Below are 23,405 nucleotides of genomic sequence, written 5' to 3' on the forward strand. Positions count from 1 at the left end.
AATGACCGCCGGTGGGCACCGGCGTGCCCGCCCGTATCCGCAACAGAGAGCCATAAAGTGCAAAACGCTACAGTACCCCGCCCCCAAACCAAAGCCTCGCTCGAACGGCTGTTCAACCCGCGCTCGATCGCGCTGGTCGGCGCGACTGAACGGTCCATCTGGTCGACGGCCGCATACGACAACCTGATGCGCTTCGGCTTTTCAGGCAAGCTTCATTTCATCAACCCTAAGGGCGGCACCTTCTTCGGTGCGCCGGCAGCGACAAGCTGCGCCGCCACCGGCGAGGAAATCGACGCCGCGCTGCTGATGGTGCCGGAATCGAAGATGGCCGAGGTCTTCGACGATCTCGAGCAGGCCGGCGTGTGTGGCTCGGTCATCCTGTCGGCTGGCTTTGCCGAGGTGGGCGAATCCGGCGCCGACCGGCAGTGCAGGATGGCGGACGCCGCACGTGCGGCAGGCATCCGCATACTTGGGCCCAACTGCCTCGGTTTCGCCAATTTCGTGGCGAGCACGCCGATCTGGACCACGCCGCTGCGCCGGCCAATGGCGAATCCCAATGTCGCGCTCGTCTCGCAAAGCGGGTCGGTGGCGAGCCAACTGGAGCAGTTCGCCTACCAGCAGCGCGTTGGCCTGACGCACATGATTTCCACCGGCAACGAGGCGGATATCGACGTGGCCGACGCCATCGAATACCTGGCGCGGCTGCCGGAGCCGAAGGCGATCGCGCTGTTCCTGGAATCGGTGCGCAACCCGGCGCGCTTCATCGATGCCGTGAAGGCCGCCGGCGCCGCCGGCAAGCAGGTTGTGGTGCTGAAAGTCGGCAGCAGCGAGGCCGCCGCCCGCGCCGCGCAGGCGCATACCGGCTCGCTGGTGGGCGACGACCGCGTCTTCGACGCGATGTGCCGCCAGGTCGGCATCTCGCGCGTGCATTCGATGGAAGAACTTGTCGTGACGGCGGACCTGTTCGCACGGCTCGGTCCGGTGCGGGGCAAGGGACTGGCGGTGTCGGCGATGTCGGGCGGCCTGTGCGAAATCGTGACGGACCAGGCGGAAGCCGGCGGCATCCCGATTCCCCAACTCGCGGAGCAAACCACCGGTGCGCTGCGCGATACGCTGCCCGCGCTCGCGACACCCGCGAACCCGCTCGACCTGACGGGCGCCGCCATGCTCCAGCCCGAACTGATTTCGCGCACGCTGGCGACGCTGGCCGGTGACGCGTCGGTCGGCATCCTGGGCTTCATGTTCGAGGCGCCGCTCAAGGAGGACAAGCGCGGTGCGGCGCGGATGTTCATCAAGCATGTCGGCGATGGCTTCAAGACCACCGGCAAGCCGTGCCTGATGATGAGCAGCACGTTCTCGGCGGTGAATGCCGATGCGCGGGCACTGACCGAGGAGTGCGGCGTCGTTTATTCGGGCGGAGGCGTGCGCCACTGCCTGAGCGCGATCGGGCACCTGCTGCGCCGGGGGGAATGGGAAACGCGCCAGACCAGGGCGGCCGTCGTCGCGGCGTCGGCGCAGGTTGCCGGCGGCCGTCCCGCCACCGAGCGGCAGGTGCTGGATTATCTGGCCGCCCAGGGGGTGCCGGTCGTGCCGGCGAGCATCGTCGATTCCGCCGACGAGGCCGTGCGCGTAGCTGCCTCCCTCGGCGAGCCGGTCGCGCTCAAAATCCTGTCGCCCGACATCGCGCACAAGACCGAAGTCGGCGGCGTGGTGCTCAACGTGCGCGGCAACGATGCCGTGCGCGCGGCATACGACCGGATCATGGCCTCCGTCAGCGCGGCTCGTCCGGAGGCGCGTATCAGCGGCGTGATCGTCTCGCCCATGCGGACCACGGGCGTGGAACTGTTCGTCGGTACGCTGCGCGACCCGCAATGGGGCCCGGCCATCGTCGTCGGTCTCGGCGGCGTCTTTGTCGAGGCGCTCAAGGACACCAGCATGCGCCTGCTGCCCATCAGCGAGCAGGATGCGCTGGCGATGTTCGACGAACTGCGCGGCCGCGCGCTGCTCGACGGCTTCCGTGGCGCCGCCGCCGTGGACCGCCAGGCGCTGGCGCGCGTCGTGGTGGACATCGGCCAGGCGGCCCTCGCCCTCGGCCCGGACCTCATATCGCTCGAGATCAACCCCTTGCTGGCCGATGGCGTCCGGATCGAAGCGCTGGACGGCCTGACCGAATGGAGCACTGTCAATGAACAAGCCTGAGCACATTCCCGTGATCGTCGGCGTCGGTGAGTTCGTCGACCGGCCCGCCGATCCCGCGCAGTCGCAGGAGCCGCTGGCGCTGATGGCGGAAGCCTTGCGCGCCGCCGAGGCCGACAGTGGCGGCGCGCTGCTGTCCCGCGTCGAATCCATCGAAGTCGTCGGTTTCGTGAGCTGGCGCTATGCCGACCCCGTCACGCAGCTTTGCCAGCGCCTCGGCATCGACCCGGCGCGCAAGGTCAACGCCAGCATTGGCGGCGAGACGCCGACCCGCCTGGTCCACGAAGCCGCCGTGCGCATCGCGCGGGGCGAGCAGGCGGTGGCCGCCATCGTCGGGGGCGAGGCGATGCATGCCCGCGCCCGGGCCCGCAAGGACAAGGTAAGGCTCGACTGGAGCCCGCTGGTCTCGAAGGAAGAGGCGGTGGAGTTCCCCTCCAGCCGGTTCGCGATTAGTCGCGTGGCGAAGCGCCTGCGCGTGATGGACCCGGCGCAGGTCTACCCGCTGTACGAGATGGCAGCGCAGGCGGCATGGGGCCAGTCGCCGCAGCAGGCGCAGGCCGAGTCGGCCCGCCTGTGGGCGCAGTACGCTGGCGTGGCGGCCACGAATCCGTCCGCGTGGATCGGCAAGGCGCCGGACGCGCAGGCCATCGCGGAGGTCAGCGAGCAGAACCGCCTGATCAACTGGCCCTATCCGAAGCTGATGGTGGCCAATCCACAGGTCAACCAGGCGGCGGCGGTCATCGTCACGAGCCTTGCGGCGGCGCGTGCCGCCGGGGTACCGGAAGACCGCATGGTGCATATCTGGGGCGGCGCGCATGCGTGCGAGCCGGAAGACTATTTGCTGCGCGACGGTTACGCGCACAGCACCGCGCAGGCGGCGGTGCTGCGTCGGGCGACGGAGTTCGTCGGCGGCGATGCGCGCCGCTTTGACAAACTGGAACTGTATAGCTGCTTCCCGGTCGTGCCGAAGATGGCGCTGCGCACGCTGGGCCTCGATCCCGCCGGACATGTGCCGACGGTGACCGGCGGCCTGACCTTCTTCGGCGGCCCCCTGAACAACTACATGGGCCACGCCATCTGCGCGATGGTGCGCGCGTTGCGCGCGGCGCCGGGCGAGGTCGGCCTGCTGTACGGGCAGGGCGGCTATGTCAACAAGCATCACACGCTGGTTGTCAGCATGCAGCCGCCGGCCGCCCCGCTGGCGCTGGAGTATTCCGTGCAGGACGAGGCGGATCGCACGCGCGCCGAGGTGCCGGCACTGGTGGAGGACTACCAGGGCCCGGCCACCGTCGAGACCTATACCGTGCAGTACGCGCGGGATGGCAAGCCGCTCCACGGCATCGTGATCGGACGCACGCCCGCCAACCAGCGCGTGATGGCGAAAGTCATGGCGGACGATGGCGCATCGATGGAACTGCTGCTCTCCACCGCCCGTACCGCCGTTGGCGGCGCGGGACACGTGCGGATCGACACCTTCGGCCTGCCCGTCTGGGAAGCCGGCGCCGAACCGCGCGATCGCCGGCAACTGCCGCGCCGGTATTGCAGCGTGACGCGCGAAGGCCACCTGACAATCGTCACGATCAACCGTCCCGAGTCCATGAACTGCCTGCACCCGGCCGCCAACGCGGAACTGGCCGAGGTGTTCGACGCGTTCGATCGCGACTCGTCGCAATGGGTGGCGATCATCACCGGCGCGGGCGACCGTGCCTTCTGCGCCGGCAACGATCTCAAGTTCACCGCTACCGCGATGGCGCGCGGCGAAAGCATCGAGCCGCCCCTAACCGGCTTTGCCGGCCTGACTGCCCGCTTCGGCCGCACCAAGCCGGTGATCGCGGCAGTGAACGGCGTGGCGATGGGCGGCGGCTTCGAGATCGCGCTGGCGTGCGACTTGATCGTCGCCGCCGACAATGCGGTGTTCGCCCTGCCGGAACCGAAGGTCGGCCTTGCCGCGCTGGCGGGCGGGCTGCTCCGGCTGCCGCAGCAGATTCCGCTGAAGCAGGCGATGGGGATGATCCTGACCGGCCGGCGCGTGGGCGCACAGGAGGGGCTGTCGCTCGGCTTCGTCAACCAGGTCACCTCGCCGGGCGGCTTGATGGAGGAGGCCCGGCGCCTTGCGGCAGAGATCATGGCCTGCAGCCCGATGTCGATACGCGCGTCCGTGGAGATCGTCAACAAAGGCCTGGCGGAGCCGACGATGGCGGATGCCTACATCCGGCAGAACCGCTATCCGGCGGTGGCCGGCCTGTTCCGGTCGGACGACGTGCGCGAGGGTCCGCTGGCGTTTGCGCAGAAGCGCGCGCCGCAGTGGAAGGGCGAGTAGGCCCGGACAGCAGCACAGAGAAAAAATGCGAGGCACGGAACATGAGTGGAGATCATTGCGTAGTCGTCGGCGGCGGTCACGCCGCGGCGCAGATGGTGGCGAGCCTGCGACAGGAAGGCTGGAGCGGCGCGATCACGCTCGTCAGCGATGAGCCGATCCTGCCTTACCACCGGCCGCCCCTGTCGAAGGGCTTCCTGTGCGGCGACAAGTCCCGCGACGAGTTGCTGATTCGGTCGGAGGCGTTCTATGCGCAGAACCGGGTCGAGACCGTCCTTGGGGTGCGGGTCGCCTCGCTGGATCGCGGGCGCAAGCGCGTGGAATTGGATGACGGCACGAGCCTGTCCTGGGACAAGCTCGTGCTGGCGACCGGCGCGCGTGCCCGCAAGCTGGACGTGCCGGGGGCATCGTTGCCCGGCGTGTACTGCCTGCGCACCGTCGGGGATGTGGGCGGCATCCGGCAGTTCATCGGTGCCGGAAAGCGTGTCGTGATGATCGGCGGCGGCTATATCGGCCTGGAGGCGGCGGCTTCGCTGCGCACCGCGGGCATGCAGGTAACGGTGCTGGAGGCCATGCCGCGCCTGCTACAGCGGGTGACGGCGCCGGAGGTGTCCGCTTTCTATGCCCGCGTGCATGCGGAAGAGGGCGTCGAGATCGTCACGCAGGCCGTAATGGCCGGCATCGAGGGGGACAAGGCCGTGCAGGCCGTGCGCCTTCGCGATGGACGCACGATTCCCGCCGACGCGGTCATCATCGGCGTCGGCGTGGTGCCAGCCACGGAACTGGCCGAGGCGGCCGGATTGCGGGTCGACGACGGGATCCTCGTCGACGAATTCGGGGCCACCAGTGATCCCGACATCTTCGCAGTAGGCGATTGCAGCAACCACCACAACCCCATCTACGGCCGCCGGCTGCGGTTGGAATCCGTCCAGAACGCCACTGACCAGGCGCGCACCGCCGCCCTGGCCCTGTGCGGCAAAGGCTTGCCCTACCGCGCGTTGCCGTGGTTCTGGTCCGACCAGTACGAACTCAAGCTTCAGATCGCGGGTCTGTGCACGGGCTACGACCAGGTCGTGCTGCGCGGCAGCGCCAGCGAAAGCCGGAGCTTCTCCGCCTTCTATTTCCGGGAAGGCAGGCTGATCGCGGTCGACTGCATCAACCGCGCGAAGGAATTCATGGTGACGAAGCGCTTCCTGGCGGAAGGCCGCTCGGCCGACATGGCGCGCATCGCCGACGAATCGATCGACATCAAGGACTGCTTCTGAGGCCACCACGGAAGCGAGAATAGAAGAAACAGGACCGAAACAGGATATTTCATGCCCTCGATTACTTTCATTGCCCACGACAGCACGGCCACCCAGGTGGCGGCCAAGCCGGGCCTGAGCCTGATGCAGGAGGCCGTCAATCACGGGGTCACGGGCATCATCGGTGAGTGCGGCGGAACCGGCGCCTGCGCCACCTGCCATTGCTACATTGACGATGCGTGGATCGACAAGGTGGGACCGGCTAGTTCCATGGAGAAGGACATGCTCGAATGCGTGGTGGACCCCGCGCCGAACAGCCGGCTCGGCTGCCAGGTCAAGGTGACGGAGGCGCTCGACGGGCTGGTGGTCCGCCTGCCGGTCTCGCAGTACTGAACCAGCCAGTGCGACGGCTGGCAGCACGCCTGCCGTCGCACCTCAGGGCGCTCAAGGGCGTCTCACACACCCATATAGTGGCGCCAGGCTCGATGGAACACCTGGTTGCCCACTTCGTTGAGGCCAAGGAGCACCGGGCTGCCGAAAGGATGGCCCGCCGAGGACTGGATGCTGTTGCCCACCGGTACATCCTCGTTGACAATCGCGGCTTCGGCAATCCTCCAGTTTTTCGCCATGATCGCCTCGTCACGCTCGTCGTGCTCGCGGGTGCGGGTCAGGATGCGTAGCTGGACGCGGCACCGGCCCGGGTCCTTCGTGTCCTGATAGAGCGTCCAGTGCTCGATGTGGTGCGGATGGAGCACGAAGGTCGTGTTGGGCGACACCAGGTTGCCGAACACCGCATAGTCGTCCAGCGGCTTGCTGCCGGGCGGCTGGTCAAGGATGGTGTCGATCGTGCGGCGCGGGGTGCCCGTGACGTGGTGATGCCCGAAGTCGTCGATCACCATTATGTTGAGGTAGAAGTAAGGCTTGATCGTGTCGCCGTGCACGAACGACACATGGTAGCCGTCGAGCACGCCCTCCAGCATCACTTTCCAGTTCTGCGGAAATTCCAGCTCGTGCGTGCGGTAGCAGAAGAACTGCTCCAGGTGGTATTCGGCGAGCAGCCGGTCCATGCCGGGACCGAGATGCGCGGCAATGTCGATGCTGCCGGCGGGGTCTTCCACGATCCAGATGAAGCCGTGGCGCTCCTCAACCGGAAGCCTGACGAGATCACGCGGCGCATCGAGCTGGCCGAACGTCTCGCGAAAGGAGATCGCCTTCAGCTTCCCGTCGGGGGCATAACTCCAGCCGTGATATGGGCAACTGAACAGGCGGCGCTTGCCGCTCTCCTGCGTGACGACGGTGGCACCACGGTGCCGGCAGGCGTTGACGAAGGCCATCACGCTGCCATCCGGCTGTCGCGTCACGAGCACGTTGGTCTCGTTCAGCCGCACCGTCACGAAGTCGCCGGCCTCCGGTAGCTGCGAGCTCAGCAGGGTCATCATCGGGAGGCGGCGGAAGATGCGCTCGCGTTCCTGCCGGGCAATATCCGGATCGGCATACATGGACAGGTCGTACTCCATCATGCCCGCCGCCTGGTCGGTGGTGCCCGCGCGCACGTGGGCGAAAAGCCGCTCGGTGAACCACTGGTTCCGTTCGGGACTGAAATACATGCTTGGCTCCTCGGGTGTGGGGATGGCGCCGTGGATGAGGAACCCGGGCATCGCTCCGATGGCCGGGGCGCTGGGCGCCTGGTGTTGCGGGAGAGGACGAAGGCGCGGCTGCGCCTTCGGGTATTGCAGGAAAAAGCCGGAGCCGTCGCTCAGTACGACGTCCACCCGGCATCGGCCACGACAACCGCGCCGTTGAGCAGGCTGGCCTCGTCGGACGCGAGGAAGCAGGCGATGTTCGAGATCTCCTCCGGCTCGCCGATGCGGACAAGGTTCTTCATGCCTGAGTTGGCGCGCCGCGCACCGTCGCGGTTCATGCTGCCTGCCTGCTCCATCGCCGCCTGGACCATGGGCGTTTCCACGGGACCGGGGCAGATCACGTTGCAGCGCAGGCCGGTGGGGGCGTAGTTGAAGGCCGTGTGCTTGGTCATCGCGACAAGCGCATGCTTGGAGGCGGTGTACGCCACGCCGGAGCGGCCGTACTCGGTGCCGCCAATGGAGGCGATGTTGATGATGTTGCCGCGGCGTTCGATCAGGTGCGGGACGGCGAACTTGCTGGCGAGGAACGCCGCGTCGAGGTTGAGGGCGAAGACGTCGTGCCAGAGTTCCTCTTTCATGTCGGCGACGGCGGAAAAATCGTCGTTGATGCCGGCGTTGTTCACCAGCACGTCGAGCCTGCCGAAGCGTTCCACGGCGACCGCCACCATCCGGCGGATGTCGTCCTTGTCTCGCATGTCGCCCCGGAAGGGCATCACGCCCCCCGGATAGTCGGCTGCCCTGGCGGCGATCTCCTCGAGCTTGTCGGCGCGCCGGGCCACGGCCAGCACCCGGGCGCCTTCACGCGCGAAGCGCAGCGCCATCGCCTGTCCCAGCCCGGAACTGGCGCCGGTCACGATGGCGACCTTGTCCTTCAGTCTCATGGTCGATTCCCGATACGGTGGAGGTCAGGCGACGGCACGGGTCTCGCCGTGCAGCGTTTCATAGAATTGGGGCAGGTTGTTGCGCGGGACCTTCCCTGTGCTCGTGCGCGGCAGGGGCTTGCTGCTGATGATGATCTCCTTTGGCGTCTTGTATGCGCCCAGCGCGGTCCGGCAGGCCTTCATGATGCTCTGGGGATCCAGTACTTCCTGTCCGTGGACGACGGCCACCACGCGCTCGCCCCAGGTCGCATCGGGCATGCCGAAGGCGACCACCTCTTCGACGCCGTCCAGCCCGCTCATCGCGCGCTCGACCTCGGCGGGATAGACGTTCACGCCGCCCGAGATCACCATGTTCTTCTTGCGGTCCGCGATCTGGAGGCAGCCCGCTTCGTCGAGCTTGCCCAGGTCGCCGGTACGATACCAGCCATTGGTCCACGCCTCGGCGGTTGCCTCGGGATTGGCCCAGTAGCCGCGGAACATCTGCTCGCCGCGCAGCAAAATTTCGCCCGCTTCGCCGACGGCGCAGGCGCGGCCGTTCACGTCGACCACGCGATACTCCAGCGTCGGACTGGCCCAGCCGCACGACCAAGGCTTGGCGATCGCTTCGCGCGGATTGGGCACGGCGATCCAGCCGCCGGCCTCGGTGCAGCCGTACGTCTGGCGCACGCAGACGCCCTTGTCGGTGTACTGCTTCAGCAAGGCCTCGGCGACCGGGGCGCCGCCCGTGGTTGCGGTCTTCAGCGAGCCGAGGTTGGCGGCGGCGAAATCCGGCGAGGCGGCCATGCGCTCCCACAGGATCGGCACGCCAGTCAGGCCGGTGATCTTCTCCCGCGAGATGATGGCCAGGGCGCGCTCGGCGTCGAGGGTTTCCTCGATGAAGATGGCGCCGCCGATGATGTAGGCCGGGGTGTAGACGCAGATGAGTCCGCCCGTGAACGCGAACGGCGCGAGCAGCAGCACGCGTTCGTCGTTGGTCCAGCCGAATACCTTGAACACGCTCGACGCGTGCGCCTCGATGGAGCGGTGGGTCAGCATCGCGCCCTTCGGCAGTCCCGTGGAGCCGGACGTGAAGGTGATGACGGCGACATCGTCGGCAGCCGTTTCGACCGGCACCGGAATGCCACCGGCCGCGACGGCCTCGCGCAGCGAAATGGGCGCCGCGTCGCTCTTCATGGGGACGATGTGGATGTCGCCGCTGTCAGCCACGCGGCCAGCCACCTTCGGATTGATGCGGCCGACGTGCTCGGCAACCGACACGAGGGCGGTGCAGTCGGTCTGGGCGGCGATCTCGCACAACTCGCCGTTGCCGTAGCGCGGGTTCAGCGGCACCAGGATGGCACCGGCCCGCAGCACGGCCACGAACGTGACCACCCATTCCATGCAGTTGTTCAGCAGGCAACCGACGCGATCGCCCTTGCCGATGCCCGCCTGCTGCAAGGCGGCGGCAACTGCGTTGGCCTGCGTATTGAGGTCGGCCCAGGACAACCGGTGCTCCTTGAAGACCGCCGCGAGCGATTCGCCGCGCATTCGCGCCCAGTAGTCGGCGTAGCGAGCCAGATTCATGTCTCTCCTCCAAGTCGTTCCATGACGACGTGTTATTCGTAGTTCACCCCGTGAGGGTGGCGTGGCTAGAAGACCGTATTGGACTGACGCAGACGCTCCACCTCGTCCGCGCCTATCCCCAGCAGGTTCCCCAGCACGTCGTCGGTATGTTCCCACTGGGCCGGCGCGGCCGATGGCGCGAACGGCTGGCCCGGCGTCTTGACCGGCGTGCCCGTCAGCGTCAGGGTGCCGATGCCGGGATGTTCCATCTCGTAGGTATTGTGGCGCGCCAGGAAGTGGGGGTCGGAGGCCAGCGTCCGTGGCGAGTTGGCCGGACCGCCGGGGATGTCGTGTTCCAGGAAGCACTGCATCCAGTCGTCGAAGTCCCGCGTCAGGAAGATCTTCGCGAGTTCGCCGTGGATATCCTCGTCGACGTCGGCGGGATCCTTGCCTGACTCGTAGCGGGCCTGCAGGTCGGGCCGGTCGACCAGCGCGCAGAAGCGTTGCCAGAACTTCTCGTACATCCCCTGGAAGAAGAGCTTCTGGCCGTCGCGCGTGTCGTAGGCGCACAGGCGCGACCACAGCGCCATGCGACCCGCGCTGTTGTAGAAGCCAGGGCGTTCATGCAGCACGCCCTCATTGAGCACCGTGTTGACGCCTTCCGGCAGCCAGTGGGCCGCCGACTCTGCACCCGTGACCTCGATCAGCGCGCCATGGCCGGTACGCTTGGCCCGCAACACGGCGGCCAGCGTTCCAAGCGCTGCGTTGAGGCCCATCGCATGCATGCCGACGGGCGCGAAGTTGGAAGTTTCGCGTTCCGCTGCCGTCAGCGAATGCGGGTTGGTGGAGGACAGGGCGCCAAAGGCATCGAAGGACGGCCCGTGCGAGCCGAGCGTGTGGTAGGGACCGTCGCGGCCCAGCCCGGACAGCGAACAGAACACGAGGTGCGGCGCAACGGCGCGCAGGTCCTCGTAGCCCAACCCCAGCCGGTCCAGGACGCCGGCCCGCATGCCCTCGATCACGACATCCGACTTCGCCGCCAGCTTGCGGAACAGTTCCGCGCCGCCCGGGCTCTTGAGGCTCAGGCCGACGCTCTTTTTGCCACGATTCCAGCGCAGGTGCAGGAAGCTGACGCCGTCGGGCGACCCGATCGCCGGCGAACTGCTGTGGCGCACGGGGTCGCCATCGACCCCTTCGATCTTGATGACCTCGGCGCCCATGTCGGCCAGATAGCCGCCAAGGCTCGAAGGGCCCAGATGCGCGACTTCGAGCACGCGGACGCCGTTGAGAAAGTCATATCCTGACATGAAGACTCCGTCTTGCCGTGATGTGGTGAAGCCCGGTGGGGCGCTCAGAGTTCCTTGCCATCGAGATCGCGGGCAAGCTGGCGGTGCAGGTGCTGGGCCGATAACTCGCTGCGGCCATACCGGAAGGTGCCGGTGGGGCGCGCCGTGGCGTTCTGCTGGATCCATTCCTCCATCGGCCAGTCTTCGGTCGAGGCGGCGTTCTCCAGGATGTCCCAGCTCTTGCGCACGCGGCGCTCGATCTCGGGCGAGAGGATGTTCTTGCGCACGAGGAAGCGGATCTGCACGGTGGCCTTCGCCGGATTCTCGGTGGGCCAGACGGTCCAGAATTCGACGTGCTCCGGCGCCGCGATCATCATCGTGTTCGGATAGATGACCAGGTTGGAGGCGATGTACTTGGTGCCGAGGTTTCTCGCGTCGCCGTTTTTCGCCAGTTCCCGCAGCTTCTTGCGCGAGCTGAAGTGCTGGCCGTGCCGCCCGTAGCTGCGGAACACGCCGACATTCGTCTCGACCAGTTCGGCCACGCCGCCCGGGTGGAGGAATTGCGGATGGAGCACATCGATGGCGCCGTCCATCAGCAGCTTCCAGTTGATGTCGAGCGTATAGGACTTCTCGATCAGGATCGTCGAATCCTCCAGGTACCACGGCGCGATCTGCGCTTCCACCTCGGGTCCGAGGTAGTCGGCAACAGGGCGTGCCTGGTTGTTCGAGAAGTCGACGAAGATCAGGCCGTGTACTTCCTCGGTCTTGATCCGGTCCAGGCCGTGCGTGCTGAAGTTGATCGGGTCGAACGACGTCTGGTAGGGGACAACCCGCAGCCCGCCGCCGTTCGCGTCGTACGACCAGCCGTGATAGCGGCAGGTGAACACGCGCCGGTTGCCGGATTCGCCCGTTTCCACGCGGCCGCCTCGGTGGCTGCACATATTGAGGAAGGCCTGCACCGAGCCGTCGTTCTGGCGCGAGAGCAGCAGCGGCGTGCCGAAGACGTCACGGGTGATGAAGTCGCCGGGATTCGGCAGCTCGCTGCGGTGCGCCACCAGCAACGGCAGCGTCTTCATGAGGTCAATCTCGGCCTGGGCGCGCAGCGGACTCACGAAATGCTCGACGGGTACGTGGATGTCGCGGTCGGCCAGGTCCGTGGTCTCGTTCATCAGATGCGAGATCATCGTCTCAGCGACGGCCGCATTGACGCTAATCTCCTGTTTCAGGTCGGACATATTGCTCCTTGGCTGGAAATGTTCGGTAGGTCGGTTCATCTTGTGAAGGAGTGTTCGGAGAGCCTGCTTCCGCAAGATGGCACGACGGAAGCGTAGAGGGCCGGGGCAAAGGGGGTCGTCGTCGTAAGAGACGATTTCGGGGGGGGCCGGCGGACCACGTGGCGCAATTCGAGAAATGTCGAAAACGACGATTTTTCGCAGCGAGGCGGGTCCATAGAATGCAGACGGGTCTGCCGGGCAGGCGACGCAACCGAAACCACAGCAACTTTGCAGCGAGATTCAGGAAGGAGTCAGAGATGAATGACGTGGACAACCCGCTGGGCACGGCTGCCATCCGGGTGTTGAGGCCGACGCTGGAGTCGCTCGGTCCCAGCGCGATCGCGGCCATACGGCGCATTCCTCCCCATGACAGGAACGAGGTGGTCTCCACCATCGCGCGGCGGCCGGCCGGTATCTTCACCGACCCGTCGCACTACGAGCTGGAGCAACGCGCGATCTTCCGGCGGCTGCCGGTGCCGGTCGGCCTGTCGGTGCAACTGCCTGAGCCGAACATGTTCCTGGCGCTCAACGCCTACGGCCTGCCGATCCTGCTGAGCCGTACCGCCACGGGCGAGGTCAAGGCGTTCCTGAACGTCTGCCAGCACAAGGGCTCCCTGCTGGTGGAGCGCACCGACGCATTCAAGGCCGGCCGCGTCAGTTGCCCGTACCACGCCTGGACCTTCAGCGCGACCGGCAAGCTCGTCGGCGTGCCGCGCCAGGAAGTGTTCGCCGGCCTGCGCAAGGAAGACCACCCGCTCACGGAACTCGCGTGCAAGGAATCAGGTGGCCTGATCTGGGTCGTGCTGGATCGCAACGTGGAGCCGGATTTCAGCCATATCCACGACGAGCTCGTGAGCGACTTCGAGGCGCTGAACTTGCCGCGCCTGCACTTATACGGCCACAAGACGTTCGAACTCGATGCGAACTGGAAGCTCGTGCTCGAACCGTTCCTGGAGCCGTATCACATCCAGCGGTTGCACGCCAACTCGGTGGCGGGGATGTTCGCGGACCTGCCGAATGTGGTCGACGTGCTGGGCGAGCATATCCGGCAGGTGTCGGGCAAGGCGGATTTTGATCCGTCGGTGCTCGACATGCCTGGCGAGAACATCCACAAGTCCGTGACCTTCGCCTACATGGTGTTCCCCAACACCGTGGTGATTACCAGCCCGCACTACATCAGCGTGAAGATCGTCAAGCCGAACGGCCCGGCGAAATCCACGGTGGAGTATTTCATGCTGACGCGCACGCCGCCGGACAACGACAAGGCGAAGGAACTCTACGCGCGCTCGTTCGAACTGATCCTCGACGTGTTCGGCAACGAGGACTATCACGCGGCCTGTATCTCCCAGCGCGGCATCGAATCGGGGGCAATTCGGGAACTGACCTATGGGGGAATGGAGACCAACATTCCGCTGTTCTACGAGTTCGTCGAGCGCCGCCTCGCGGCGGCGGGCGCGTAGGCAATGACCGATCATTCTTCGCGGAGCTAAACGAGCATGAGTCTGACTTTCAGCAGCGCAATTTCCTGGTGGGCCAGGAACACGCCGGATACAGTCGCGATCCATGTGCTGGGCGAGACAATCTCCTATCGCACGTATGACGACCGCGGCGACCGCATTGCGGTAAGGCTGGTGGAGATGGGCGTCTGCCCGGGCGACCGTGTCGCCATCTGCGCAGGAAATTCCATCGACTATTGTGCGCTCATCCTCGGGGCTATGCGGGCGGGTGCTATCGTGCTGCCCGTCAGCACGCGCCTGACCGCGCACGAGATTGCCGAGGTCTTTGCCGACACCAGGCCGGCCCGCGCGTTCGCGGACGTGGCGAACCGCGCCAAGCTGGCTAGCACGGATGTCGCCGTGGTGGACATTGCGGAGGTTGCGCAGATGCGTGGCGACGCCGCGTTGCCGGACCTCCTGCCCGATGCCCCGGTCGCGATCATCACCACGAGCGGATCGACGGCCAGGCCGAAAGGCGTGGTCTACTCGCACCGGTCCATGGCGAACGCCGTCGCTGAATTCGTGCTGCATCTCCCCGGCTGCATCGCGCCGGGCGCACGAGCGCTGACCTGTGCGCCGCTCAGCACCTCCGCCGGCTTCGTGCAACTTGTCACGTACATGACCGCCGGGTCGACCTTCTACCTGGAGCCGGCCTTCAATGCCCAGCGCGCGCTGGACCTGATCCAGCAGGACCGGATCAACGTATTCTGCGGCGCGCCGATCTTCCCCGAGCGCATCACCGCCTGCCCCGGGTTTGCCGAGGCTGACCTGAGTAGCCTGCGCCTGGTGACGGTGGGCGGCGCGGCGGTGAGCCGGGTGTTGCTCGATACGTGGAAGCAGAAGGGCGTCATCATCCGCCAGATGTATGGTCAGACCGAGATCGGCGGCTATGCGACGGTCATGCCGGCCGACCGTGCGGTGGACTCGCCGGAGAAATGCGGTCGCGGCGGCATCTTCACCGACCTGCGGATCATGGGTGACGACGGCAAGTTCTGCCCGCCCGGCCAGCCCGGCGAGATCGTGCTGCGCGGCCCGGGCGTGATGCTGGGGTACTGGAACAATCCCGAGGCCACGGCGGCGGTGATCCGCGATGGCTGGCTGTACACCGGCGACATCGGCGTGCTCGACGAGGACGGACTGCTGACCTTCGTCGACCGCAAGAAGGACATCATCATCTCCGGCGGTCTGAACATCTCGGCTGCCGAAGTCGAGAGCGTCATTCTTCAGTTCCACGACATCGAGGAAGCGGTGGTCATCGCCGCGCCGGACGAGAAGTTCGGCGAGACGCCGCTGGCCGTGGTCCATGCGAGCCGCGCGATCAGCGCGGAGGAGATCATCTCCCACTGCAACGAGCGGCTGGCCGCCTACAAGGTGCCGCGCTACCTGGTGCTGTCGGACGAACCGCTGCCGCGCCTGGCGACAGGAAAGCTGTCGAAGGTGGCGCTGCGCGAGAAGTACCGCGACATGGTCGCGACGCTGCCGCGTGTGCGTTGAGCATCGATCCTGTGCCGACTGACATGACACAACCCACACCTGCCAGCGCTGCCAGCCTGTTCCGTGGAACGCGCGTCGAACTGTCCCGCGACGAATCGAGCGCGACGCTTGCGCTGTTCAATCCGCCGCACGGCTATTTCGATGCACAGAGCGAGCGCGAATTTCTCGAAGCGTTCGACCTGATCGACGCGCAGGCCGACATCCGCACCGTCATCGTGACGGGGCACGATCCCGGCGTGTTCGTGCGGCACTATGACGTTGGCGTGCTGGCGCGGCGCGGCCGCACGCTTGTCGAGCGCGATCTCCGTTTCAGCCCCCAGGCACCGCCGACGGAGTCGGGATTCCATCGCTGCACGGCCCGCCTCGCCAGCCCGGAGCGGATCTCGGTCGCGGCGATCAACGGCTGGTGCATGGGCGGCGGCCTGGAACTGGCGCTGGCCTGCCACCTGCGGTATGCGCAGAACGGCGACTACCGCCTCGGCCTGCCCGAAGTCGAACTGGGCCTGATTCCCGGCGGCGGCGGTACGCAGCGGCTGGGATGGGCGGTGGGGCATGCCAGGGCGCTGGAGATGCTGCTGCGGGGGACGTGTGTCGAACCGGCGGAAGCGACGCGGATCGGTCTCGTTCATGCCGTCGTGCCGGATGCCATGGCCCATGCGCGCGCCGTCGCGCGCCAACTGGCGCGACGGGCGCCGGGCGCGCTGGCCCATCTCGTCAGGCTGAACCAGGCGGCGCGGGAGGCCGACGAAGGCGCCGGGATGGCGCTGGAGCGCGGCGCCTTCGCGGAACTGCTGCGCAGTCCGCACGCGCTGCGGCGCATGGAGGATTTCAATGCCGGCCACCAGCCGTTTCCCGACCTGAACACTGTCGTCCAAAAGTCTTGAGGAAAAACCAGCATGAACCAGCAAGCCGCTGAAGTCACCGCGCAGTCGCCTGGCAGGACTGTCCAGGCAATCGAGTCGCTGAGCCCGAGCCAGATCGAGGCCATCCGCCGCATCCCGGCACACGACCAGGCCACGCATGTGAGCGTGATGGAACGCCGACCCGTGGAGATCTTCGTCGACCCGGCGCACTTCGCGTTGGAGCAGTCGTCGATCTTCAAGCGGTTCGGGATGCCGGTCGCGCTGTCGGTCCAGTTGCCGGAGAACAACATGTTCCTGGCGCTGGACGCGTATGGCTTGCCCATCCTGTTGAGCCGCGATGGCGGGGGCGAAGTCAGGGCGTTCCTCAATGCTTGCCAGCACAAGGGCTCGAAAGTGGTTGAGCGCACGGATGCGTTCAAGGCCGCGCGGGTCAGTTGCCCGTACCACGCATGGACGTTCAGCCTGGACGGCAGGCTGGTCGGCGTGCCGCGCCAGGAAGTGTTCGCCGGGCTGTGCAAGGAAGACCACGGACTCGCCCCGCTCGCGAGCCGGGAAGCCGGCGGCCTGATCTGGGTGATGCTCGACGCCGCCGCCTCGCCCGACTTCTCCAAACTGAACGACGAACTGCTGGCCGATTTCGAGGCGCTGAATTTGCCCCGGCTGCACCTGTACGGCCACAAGACCTTCCATCTGGATGCCAACTGGAAGCTGGTCATCGAGCCATTCCTGGAGGGCTACCACGTCCAGCGCCTGCACGCCGCCACCGTCGGCCCGCTGTTTGCCGATGTCCCGACGGTCCCGAGCCAGCTCGGCGATCACATCCGGCAGGTATCGGGCAAGGCGAACTTCGAGCCGTCGATGCTGGACGCACCTGGCGAGAGCATCCACAAGACCGTGACGATCACCTACGTGGCGTTTCCCAACGTCGTCGTGGTGACCAGTCCGTACTACGTCAGCGTGATGATCATCAAGCCCGTGGCCGCCGGGAAGTCGACGGTCGAATACTTCATGCTGACACGTGACGCGGCCGACAACGACAAGGCGAAGGAACTATTCAGCAAGTCCTACAAAATGATCGTCAACGTGTTCGGGAACGAGGACTTCCGAGCGGCCTGCATCTCGCAGGTGGGGCTCGCGTCCGGCGCGATCAAGGAACTCATTTATGGCGGGCTGGAGACCCAGATTCCCGTGTTCTACCGCATCCTCGAGCGCCACTTTGACAAGGGCTGAGCGGGAGGCCATCCGCCGGGCAGGGCGACAGCACAAGGCTCGGCGTAACGGCGGCCGGATCAGGGCATGAGCTTAAGGCGCCGTGCGATTGCCACGGCCTGCGTGCGGTTCTGCGCCTGGAGCTTCGCGCTGATATTGCGCAGGTGGGTACGGATCGTGCTGTCGGAGACGAACAGCTTCTCGGCCATTGCGCTGTTCGAATAGCCTTCCGCGACCAGTTGCAGTACACGCACCTCCTTGCGCGAAAGGGCCTCGACGATCTGCGGACCACTGGCATCTTCGTCGGCCTCCACCGGGCCGCAGATCTTGAGCAAGCGCTGGAGGTAGTCGACGAAGATGGGATCACTGCGCGGGCCGTCGCTGCCGGAGACGGTCGCGTAGACACGCTGAATCAACTGCGCCGCCGCAGTGCCTTCGTCGAGGATCAGGCGCACGTATCCTTCCTGGCAAGCCAGCAGCAGGATTTTCGACATCAGCGTGGTGGCGGTGCCCAGGTCTCCCGACTTCGCAGTGGCCAGCGCGCGCAGCACTTCCAGCTTGAACGCGCGCCGGCCCAGGCCGCGCTGGCGGGCTTCGCGGAACGCGTCGAGCAGGCGCCGCGCCACGGCGGCGGCATCGCCGAAGGTCATCTCCCAGCGCATCTGAGCCAGTTCGATGTAGTCGAGGTCGTGGACGACCTGCCGGTGCTTGCGAACCCACGTCCAGACCGCCTGGTCGTTGGCACGCTCCAGTTCGACGCGCGAACCGAGGCTGTTGCCCTGCAGCAGCAGGAGCCGCGACCGTTCCAGCCGCGCCGTGGCGATGAGGCGCGGCAACTGCCGGTTCTGGCCGATGTATTCGAGCTGGATCAGGTGCTGGAAGGCCTGGTCGATGTCGCCACGGCAGAAGGCGATGCGGGCCAGGATCAGGTGACAGCTAATCAGGCGCTCCGGCAGGCCAAGGTCGCGCGCCAGCGGCAGGTGGATATTGAGCAGGTGCTCAGTCTGGTCGAACTGGTTCGTCTCGTACATGGTGTCCGCGAGCAGTACCGCGGCCCAGGCATTGACGTTGCTGTGTGTGGCGCCGCCGGGCTGGTCGGGGCCAACTGCCATGCGAAAGCGCGCCATTGCATGGCGCAGCCGACCCTGCTGCAGGTCCAGTACGCCTTCGAGGCAGTCGGAGTACATCCGGTTGAAGGCGCTGTCCGGATAGGCGCTGCGGGTCAGGGCCGTCAGGCGCTGCGATTCCTCCTGATCGCCTAGCGTCGCGGCGAGGTGCGACATGCAGTTGATCAGCACCGAGTCCGCGAACGGGAGGCCCGTGGGCAGGTTCGGGACGATCTCCTTGCAGGCGGCAAAGGCCTCGTCGAAGCGGTCCGTCATGGTGAGCAGGAAGATGCTCAGCACTTTTACGTTGAACGCCACCGTCTCGTCGCCGCTGTGGAGGCAGCCGGACCGCTTGAGCAGTTCCCACGCATCGCGCGGACCGCACGTAAAGCAGATGGCCCATGCCCAGGTGACCAGCAGCAGCGGATGCTCCGCGACCAGATGCTCCGGAACCTGCGAGAACCAGCGCGCAAGCAGCCGCAGGCGGCCCTGCTTCAGGAACTCGGGTGCGTGCTGCGACAACAGGCTGAGCGCGTAAGGATGGTCGCCGCCATCGATGGCATGGTCGATGGCAGGCCCCGGCCGGCCGTGTGACTCGTACCAGCCCGACGCGGCAAGGTGCAGCCGCGCCACTTCATTCGGCAGTTCCAGCGCCAGTTGCGAGCGCAGGTAGTCCGCGAAGAGATGGTGATAGCGATAGGCATGCTGCTCGCCCGGGATCGGAGTCAGGAACAGGCTGGTGGAGGCGAGATGTTCGAGCATCTCCGCGCTGTTGTGCGCCGGGCAGAGGGACTGGCACAGGGCCGGATTCAGTTGCTTCAGAATGCTGGTGCGCAGCAGGAACTGGCGGACCTCCGGCGCCTGGCGCGACAGCACGTCCTCGGCGAGAAAATCGGCCACCGCCTGGCTCGACCCCGAGAAATGTTCGATGAACTTGCCTTCGTCGCCGTGCTGCGCGAGCGTAATCGACGCGAGCCACAGGGCCGTCACCCAGCCCTCGGTCTTGCCGTGCAGGCGCAATACGTCCTCCGCCGGCAGCGAGTCGAGCCGATGCTGTTTGATGAACTCCCGGGTCTCGTCCAGCGTGAAGCGCAGTTGCTCGGCGTCGATCTCCAGAAGCTGGCCACGGGCGCGCAGGCGTCCGAGGCCCAGGTTGGGAACGCTGCGCGAACCGACGACGATCTGGCTGCGCCGGGGCAGGCGGTCGATGATCTCGCGCAGCAGCTTGAGCACGTCCGGATCGTGGATCACCTCGAATTCATCGAGAAACAGCACCAGCGGCGATGGGTGGGACGCAAGCATCTCGATCGTTTCGAGCGGCGTCGTGGCGCCCCGGCGGTCCGGCCAAAGATTCGCCGCCGCCATCGACAGCCCCCTGAGCAGGCGCTCGGGGCTGTTGTCCTGCTGGTCGAGGGTGAGCCAGGCGGTTTCGATTCCCGATTGCTCCAGGCAGGCCCGCGCCTGGTTCATCACCGTCGTCTTGCCGAAGCCCGCCGGCGCGCGCAGCAGCACCAGCTTGGCGATGCTGGCATTGCAGATCAGGCTGGACAGGGCAGGGCGCGCGACCTGATCGGGCGTGACGGGAGGCTGTTCGAGCTTGGCTGCGAAATTGGCGGCGGAATTGGTAGCGAATGGGCCAGGGGAGGGGCGCATCGGGGATGTCTCGTAATCATAGTTATGGCCTCGCTGGCATGCTCCGGGAGGCGGAGAGCAGGGCCAGGGGGCGTAGTGATTGTAGCGCGCAGCGATCGGGCAGTGTTCCCCCGGCGGCTCCGCGGACTCGTCGAAAACGACGATATTGCGCTGGACATCGCACCAGAGCCGCTTTCGCCCTCCACTTCGCGGATACGATTGCCGCTCGTGTCCAATCCATCCGTGAATCATGACTCTGCACAACGGCTCGCGCCCCGGTGAGGCTGCCCAGGGGACATTCCATCTCGATGCCGCCCGGCTGGAGCGCTGGCTGGAAGAGAACGTCAGCGGCTTCCGCGGTCCCGTCAGCGTCTCCCGGTTCCAGGGCGGGCAGTCGAATCCGACGTACCGCCTGACCTCGCCGTCCGGCACCTATGTGCTGCGCAGCAAGCCGGCACCGAAGGCGCGGCTGTTGCCGTCGGCGCATGCTATCGAACGCGAATTCCGCATACAGCGCGCGCTGGCCGGCACGGACGTGCCGGTGGCCAAGGTCTACGCGCTCTGCGAGGACGAGGCGGTTATCGGACGTGCCTTTTATGTCATGGAGTGCCTGCAGGGGCGCGTGTTCTGGGATCCGTCGCTGCCGGAGATGGCGCCGGCGGAGCGTGCCGCCATCTATCACGCGATGCATGATGCACTGGCGGCCCTGCATCGGGTGAAACCCGGAGAGGCGGCGCTGTCGGATTTCGGAAAGCCCGGCAACTACTTCCAGCGGCAGATCGAGCGCTGGTCGAAGCAGTACCGCAGCAGCGAAACCGCCCGGATCGCCGCGATGGACGAACTGATGGAGTGGCTCCCCTCGCACATCCCGCCGGAAGACGCGCCGCCGGTGTCCATCGTCCACGGCGATTTCCGCATCGACAACCTGATCTTCCATCCGACCGAGCCTGTCGTCCTCGGCATCCTCGACTGGGAACTGTCGACGCTCGGGCATCCGCTGGCCGACTTCAGTTACCTCTGCATGTACTGGGACATTCCGCCCGACGTTTTTCGCGGACTCGGCGGCCTGGACCTCGCCGCTCTCGGCATTCCGGACATGCACGCATACCGCGACAGCTACCTCGCCTCGACGGCCCTCACCGTGACGGGCGACTGGAATTTTTATCTCGCCTACAACCTCTTCCGCATGGCTGCCATCCTGCAGGGAGTGCTGAAGCGGGCGCTCGACGGCATGGCGGCGTCGGACGATTCAATCGGCAATGGCCTGCAGGTGGCGGCGCTGGCGGAACTCGGGCTGGAGCGTGCGCGCCAGGCAAATCGCTGACGCATCGATCGCGCGTCAAAACGTCGGATAAGACGATTACCGGGAATCGGTAAGCCCCGAGAATGCATCTCACCTCATCAAACCATTGGTCCGCGATCACGCGGCAGACACAGAGATGCGCTCCTTCGTCGCGCCCCTGGGCGAGATTCGATTCATCCTTCGCGAACTGCTTGATGTGGACCGCGAGCTATCCGGCCTGGCGGCCTATCGCGGGCTCGGCGCGGACACCTGCGAGCAGGTCATTCGCGCGGCGGCGCGCTACGCCGAGGATGTTGTCGCGCCGTTGAACGCGCGCGGCGACCGCGAAGGATGCGTGCTCGAAGCCGGTGAAGTCCGGACGCCTCACGGCTACGCAGCGGCGTATCGCGCCTTCGTCGAGCAAGGCTGGCCGGCCCTGGCCTGCCGCGCGGAAGATGGCGGGCAGGCCTTGCCGTCGCTGCTGAACAATGTTCTCTACGAGTTCCTGAACGCCACCTGTCCCGCGTGGAGCATGTATCCGGCGCTGGCGCATGGCGCGTATCACACGCTGCGCCACTACGGCAGCGAGGCGTTGCGCCGGCTATATCTGCCGAAACTGGTGTCGGGCGAGTGGACCGCGACGATGTGCCTGACCGAACCGCAGAGCGGCTCGGATCTTGGCACGGTGCGCTGCCGCGCCGAAGCGGCCGGCCACGGCGCGTGGCGGCTCAGTGGTGCCAAGCTATTCATTTCCGGCGGGGACCATGACCTCGCGGAGAACATCGTCCATCTGGTCCTGGCACGCCTGCCTGGTGCGCCGGCGGGAAGCCGTGGGGTGTCGCTGTTCGTCGTGCCAAAGTTCATCCCTGATGCGGTCGGACGGCCCGGTGTGCGCAATGCCGTCCGCGTCACCGGCATCGAGCACAAGATGGGCATTTGCGGCAGCGCCACCTGCGCGATGCAGTTCGACGGCGCGATCGGCTGGCTGGTCGGAGCGTCCCACTGCGGTCTCTCGAATGCTTTCGTTATGATGAACGCCGCCCGGCTTGGCGTTGGGGTGCAGGCCGTTGGCATCGCGGAAGCGGCCAGCCAGGCGGCCATCGACTACGCGCGCCAGCGTCGGCAGGGCAGGGCCGCGAACATTGCCACTGAAGCCGCACCGATCATCGCCCACGCGGAAGTCCGCCGGATGCTGCTCACGCAGAAGGCGTGGGTGGAAGGCGGGCGCATGCTCGCATACTGGCTCGGGCTTCAGCTCGACGTGGAAGCGCACCACGAGGACCCGCACGCCCGTCAGCGCGCCGGAGACCTGGTGGCGCTGCTCACGCCAGTCGCCAAGGCATTCCTGACGGACAACGCATCGGCCTGCGCGAACCTCGCCATACAGGTGCATGGCGGCTACGGCTACATGGTCGAGACCGGCGTCGAACAGCTTGTGCGCGACGCGCGCATCATGCAGATCTATGAAGGCTCCAACGGCATCCAGGCCATCGATCTGCTGGGCCGCAAGGTCATTGCCGACGACGGGCGCCGCTTGCGTGTATTCCTCGACCTGATCGCCGCGTGGCTGGCATCGCCTGGCGCGCAGACGGCGCCCGCGCCCATGAGACAAAGGCTCGGCAGCCTCGCGGCGGACGTCGAGGTGTTGAGCCGAGAGCTTGCCGCACGCGCGGCAAGCGATCCCCATCTGGTCGGCGCGGTGGCCACGGACTACCTGCGCATCATCGGCCATCTGTCCTTCGCCTACCTCTTCGCCCGTTCCGCTGCCACGTGCGCCGCGCGGCCAGGCGCGGGCGATCCCTTTTACCAGGCCCGGCACGCCGTCGCACACTTCCATTTCAACCGCCTCCTGCCCGAAGCCGACGCATGCCTGGCCGCCATCCGCGCCTGCGATGGCGACTTCGCGGTGCAGGACGACGCCATTCTCTTTTCCTAAGGGC

Annotated in this window: 16 protein-coding genes; 10 read left to right on the top strand and 6 right to left on the bottom strand. The window is 66.4% G+C overall.

Annotation, left to right across the window (positions count from 1 at the left end):
- The first annotated feature begins 57 nt into the window (after positions 1-57).
- From AC3WL8_RS00380 to AC3WL8_RS00395, 4 genes are read left to right on the top strand one after another with little or no spacing between them, the layout of a single operon-like run.
- Positions 58-2,199: an acetate--CoA ligase family protein gene (locus AC3WL8_RS00380; protein ID WP_492377694.1), complete on the top strand. Its 2,142-nt coding sequence runs from the start codon at positions 58-60 to the stop codon at positions 2,197-2,199.
- Positions 2,186-4,516 carry an enoyl-CoA hydratase-related protein gene (locus tag AC3WL8_RS00385; protein ID WP_492377695.1) on the top strand — a complete coding sequence of 777 codons (2,331 nt, stop codon included), beginning with the start codon at positions 2,186-2,188 and terminating at the stop codon, positions 4,514-4,516. Before AC3WL8_RS00380 ends, AC3WL8_RS00385 begins: the two co-directional genes overlap by 14 nt.
- 41 nt (positions 4,517-4,557) lie before the next feature.
- A complete protein-coding gene (locus AC3WL8_RS00390; protein WP_492377696.1) occupies positions 4,558-5,778 on the top strand; it encodes an NAD(P)/FAD-dependent oxidoreductase in 1,221 nt (406 codons plus the stop codon).
- A gap of 51 nt (positions 5,779-5,829) precedes the next feature.
- Positions 5,830-6,150, top strand: coding sequence for a 2Fe-2S iron-sulfur cluster-binding protein (locus AC3WL8_RS00395; RefSeq protein WP_039013908.1), 321 nt, complete (start codon positions 5,830-5,832; stop codon positions 6,148-6,150).
- Between the two features lie 62 nt (positions 6,151-6,212).
- On the opposite strand, the gene AC3WL8_RS00400 is transcribed toward AC3WL8_RS00395, so the two are convergent.
- The 5 genes from AC3WL8_RS00400 to AC3WL8_RS00420 form a co-directional block, all read right to left on the bottom strand.
- Positions 6,213-7,529 (bottom strand): aromatic ring-hydroxylating oxygenase subunit alpha, encoded by a 1,317-nt coding sequence (locus AC3WL8_RS00400; protein WP_492377697.1) that lies wholly within the window; start codon positions 7,527-7,529, stop codon positions 6,213-6,215.
- The gene (locus AC3WL8_RS00405) at positions 7,514-8,281 is read right to left on the bottom strand and encodes a glucose 1-dehydrogenase (RefSeq protein ID WP_492377698.1); all 768 of its coding nucleotides are present in this window, start codon (positions 8,279-8,281) and stop codon (positions 7,514-7,516) included. The genes AC3WL8_RS00400 and AC3WL8_RS00405 overlap by 16 nt, the downstream gene beginning before the upstream one ends.
- A gap of 24 nt (positions 8,282-8,305) precedes the next feature.
- Positions 8,306-9,844 (bottom strand): class I adenylate-forming enzyme family protein, encoded by a 1,539-nt coding sequence (locus AC3WL8_RS00410; protein WP_492377699.1) that lies wholly within the window; start codon positions 9,842-9,844, stop codon positions 8,306-8,308.
- Between the two features lie 65 nt (positions 9,845-9,909).
- Positions 9,910-11,130: a CaiB/BaiF CoA transferase family protein gene (locus AC3WL8_RS00415; protein ID WP_492377700.1), complete on the bottom strand. Its 1,221-nt coding sequence runs from the start codon at positions 11,128-11,130 to the stop codon at positions 9,910-9,912.
- Positions 11,131-11,174: 44 nt separating this feature from the next.
- Entirely contained in the window at positions 11,175-12,344 is a 1,170-nt protein-coding gene (locus AC3WL8_RS00420) for an aromatic ring-hydroxylating oxygenase subunit alpha (RefSeq protein ID WP_492377701.1), read from the bottom strand.
- Positions 12,345-12,640: 296 nt separating this feature from the next.
- Between AC3WL8_RS00420 and AC3WL8_RS00425 the strand changes: the two genes are divergently transcribed.
- The 4 genes from AC3WL8_RS00425 to AC3WL8_RS00440 are packed head-to-tail and all read left to right on the top strand — an operon-like array spanning position 12,641 to position 17,466.
- The gene (locus AC3WL8_RS00425; RefSeq protein ID WP_492377702.1) at positions 12,641-13,843 is read left to right on the top strand and encodes an aromatic ring-hydroxylating oxygenase subunit alpha; all 1,203 of its coding nucleotides are present in this window, start codon (positions 12,641-12,643) and stop codon (positions 13,841-13,843) included.
- A gap of 36 nt (positions 13,844-13,879) precedes the next feature.
- A complete protein-coding gene (locus tag AC3WL8_RS00430; RefSeq protein WP_492377703.1) occupies positions 13,880-15,373 on the top strand; it encodes a class I adenylate-forming enzyme family protein in 1,494 nt (497 codons plus the stop codon).
- The gene (locus tag AC3WL8_RS00435; protein WP_492377704.1) at positions 15,370-16,257 is read left to right on the top strand and encodes an enoyl-CoA hydratase/isomerase family protein; all 888 of its coding nucleotides are present in this window, start codon (positions 15,370-15,372) and stop codon (positions 16,255-16,257) included. The genes AC3WL8_RS00430 and AC3WL8_RS00435 overlap by 4 nt, the downstream gene beginning before the upstream one ends.
- A 12-nt stretch (positions 16,258-16,269) precedes the next feature.
- Positions 16,270-17,466: an aromatic ring-hydroxylating oxygenase subunit alpha gene (locus tag AC3WL8_RS00440; protein WP_492377705.1), complete on the top strand. Its 1,197-nt coding sequence runs from the start codon at positions 16,270-16,272 to the stop codon at positions 17,464-17,466.
- A 59-nt stretch (positions 17,467-17,525) separates the two neighbouring features.
- Here AC3WL8_RS00440 and AC3WL8_RS00445 read toward each other — a convergent pair whose 3' ends face one another.
- Entirely contained in the window at positions 17,526-20,204 is a 2,679-nt protein-coding gene (locus AC3WL8_RS00445) for a winged helix-turn-helix domain-containing protein (RefSeq protein ID WP_492377706.1), read from the bottom strand.
- A gap of 229 nt (positions 20,205-20,433) precedes the next feature.
- Here AC3WL8_RS00445 and AC3WL8_RS00450 point away from each other — a divergent pair, with 229 nt between their 5' ends.
- Both AC3WL8_RS00450 and AC3WL8_RS00455 read left to right on the top strand, forming a co-directional pair.
- Positions 20,434-21,507 carry a phosphotransferase gene (locus tag AC3WL8_RS00450; protein ID WP_492377707.1) on the top strand — a complete coding sequence of 358 codons (1,074 nt, stop codon included), beginning with the start codon at positions 20,434-20,436 and terminating at the stop codon, positions 21,505-21,507.
- A gap of 115 nt (positions 21,508-21,622) precedes the next feature.
- Complete coding sequence (locus tag AC3WL8_RS00455; RefSeq protein ID WP_492377708.1) at positions 21,623-23,401, top strand: acyl-CoA dehydrogenase family protein; 1,779 nt, start codon at positions 21,623-21,625, stop codon at positions 23,399-23,401.
- Positions 23,402-23,405 lie beyond the last annotated feature (4 nt).

The sequence above is a fragment of the Cupriavidus sp. FW305-F7 genome (assembly GCF_058782875.1).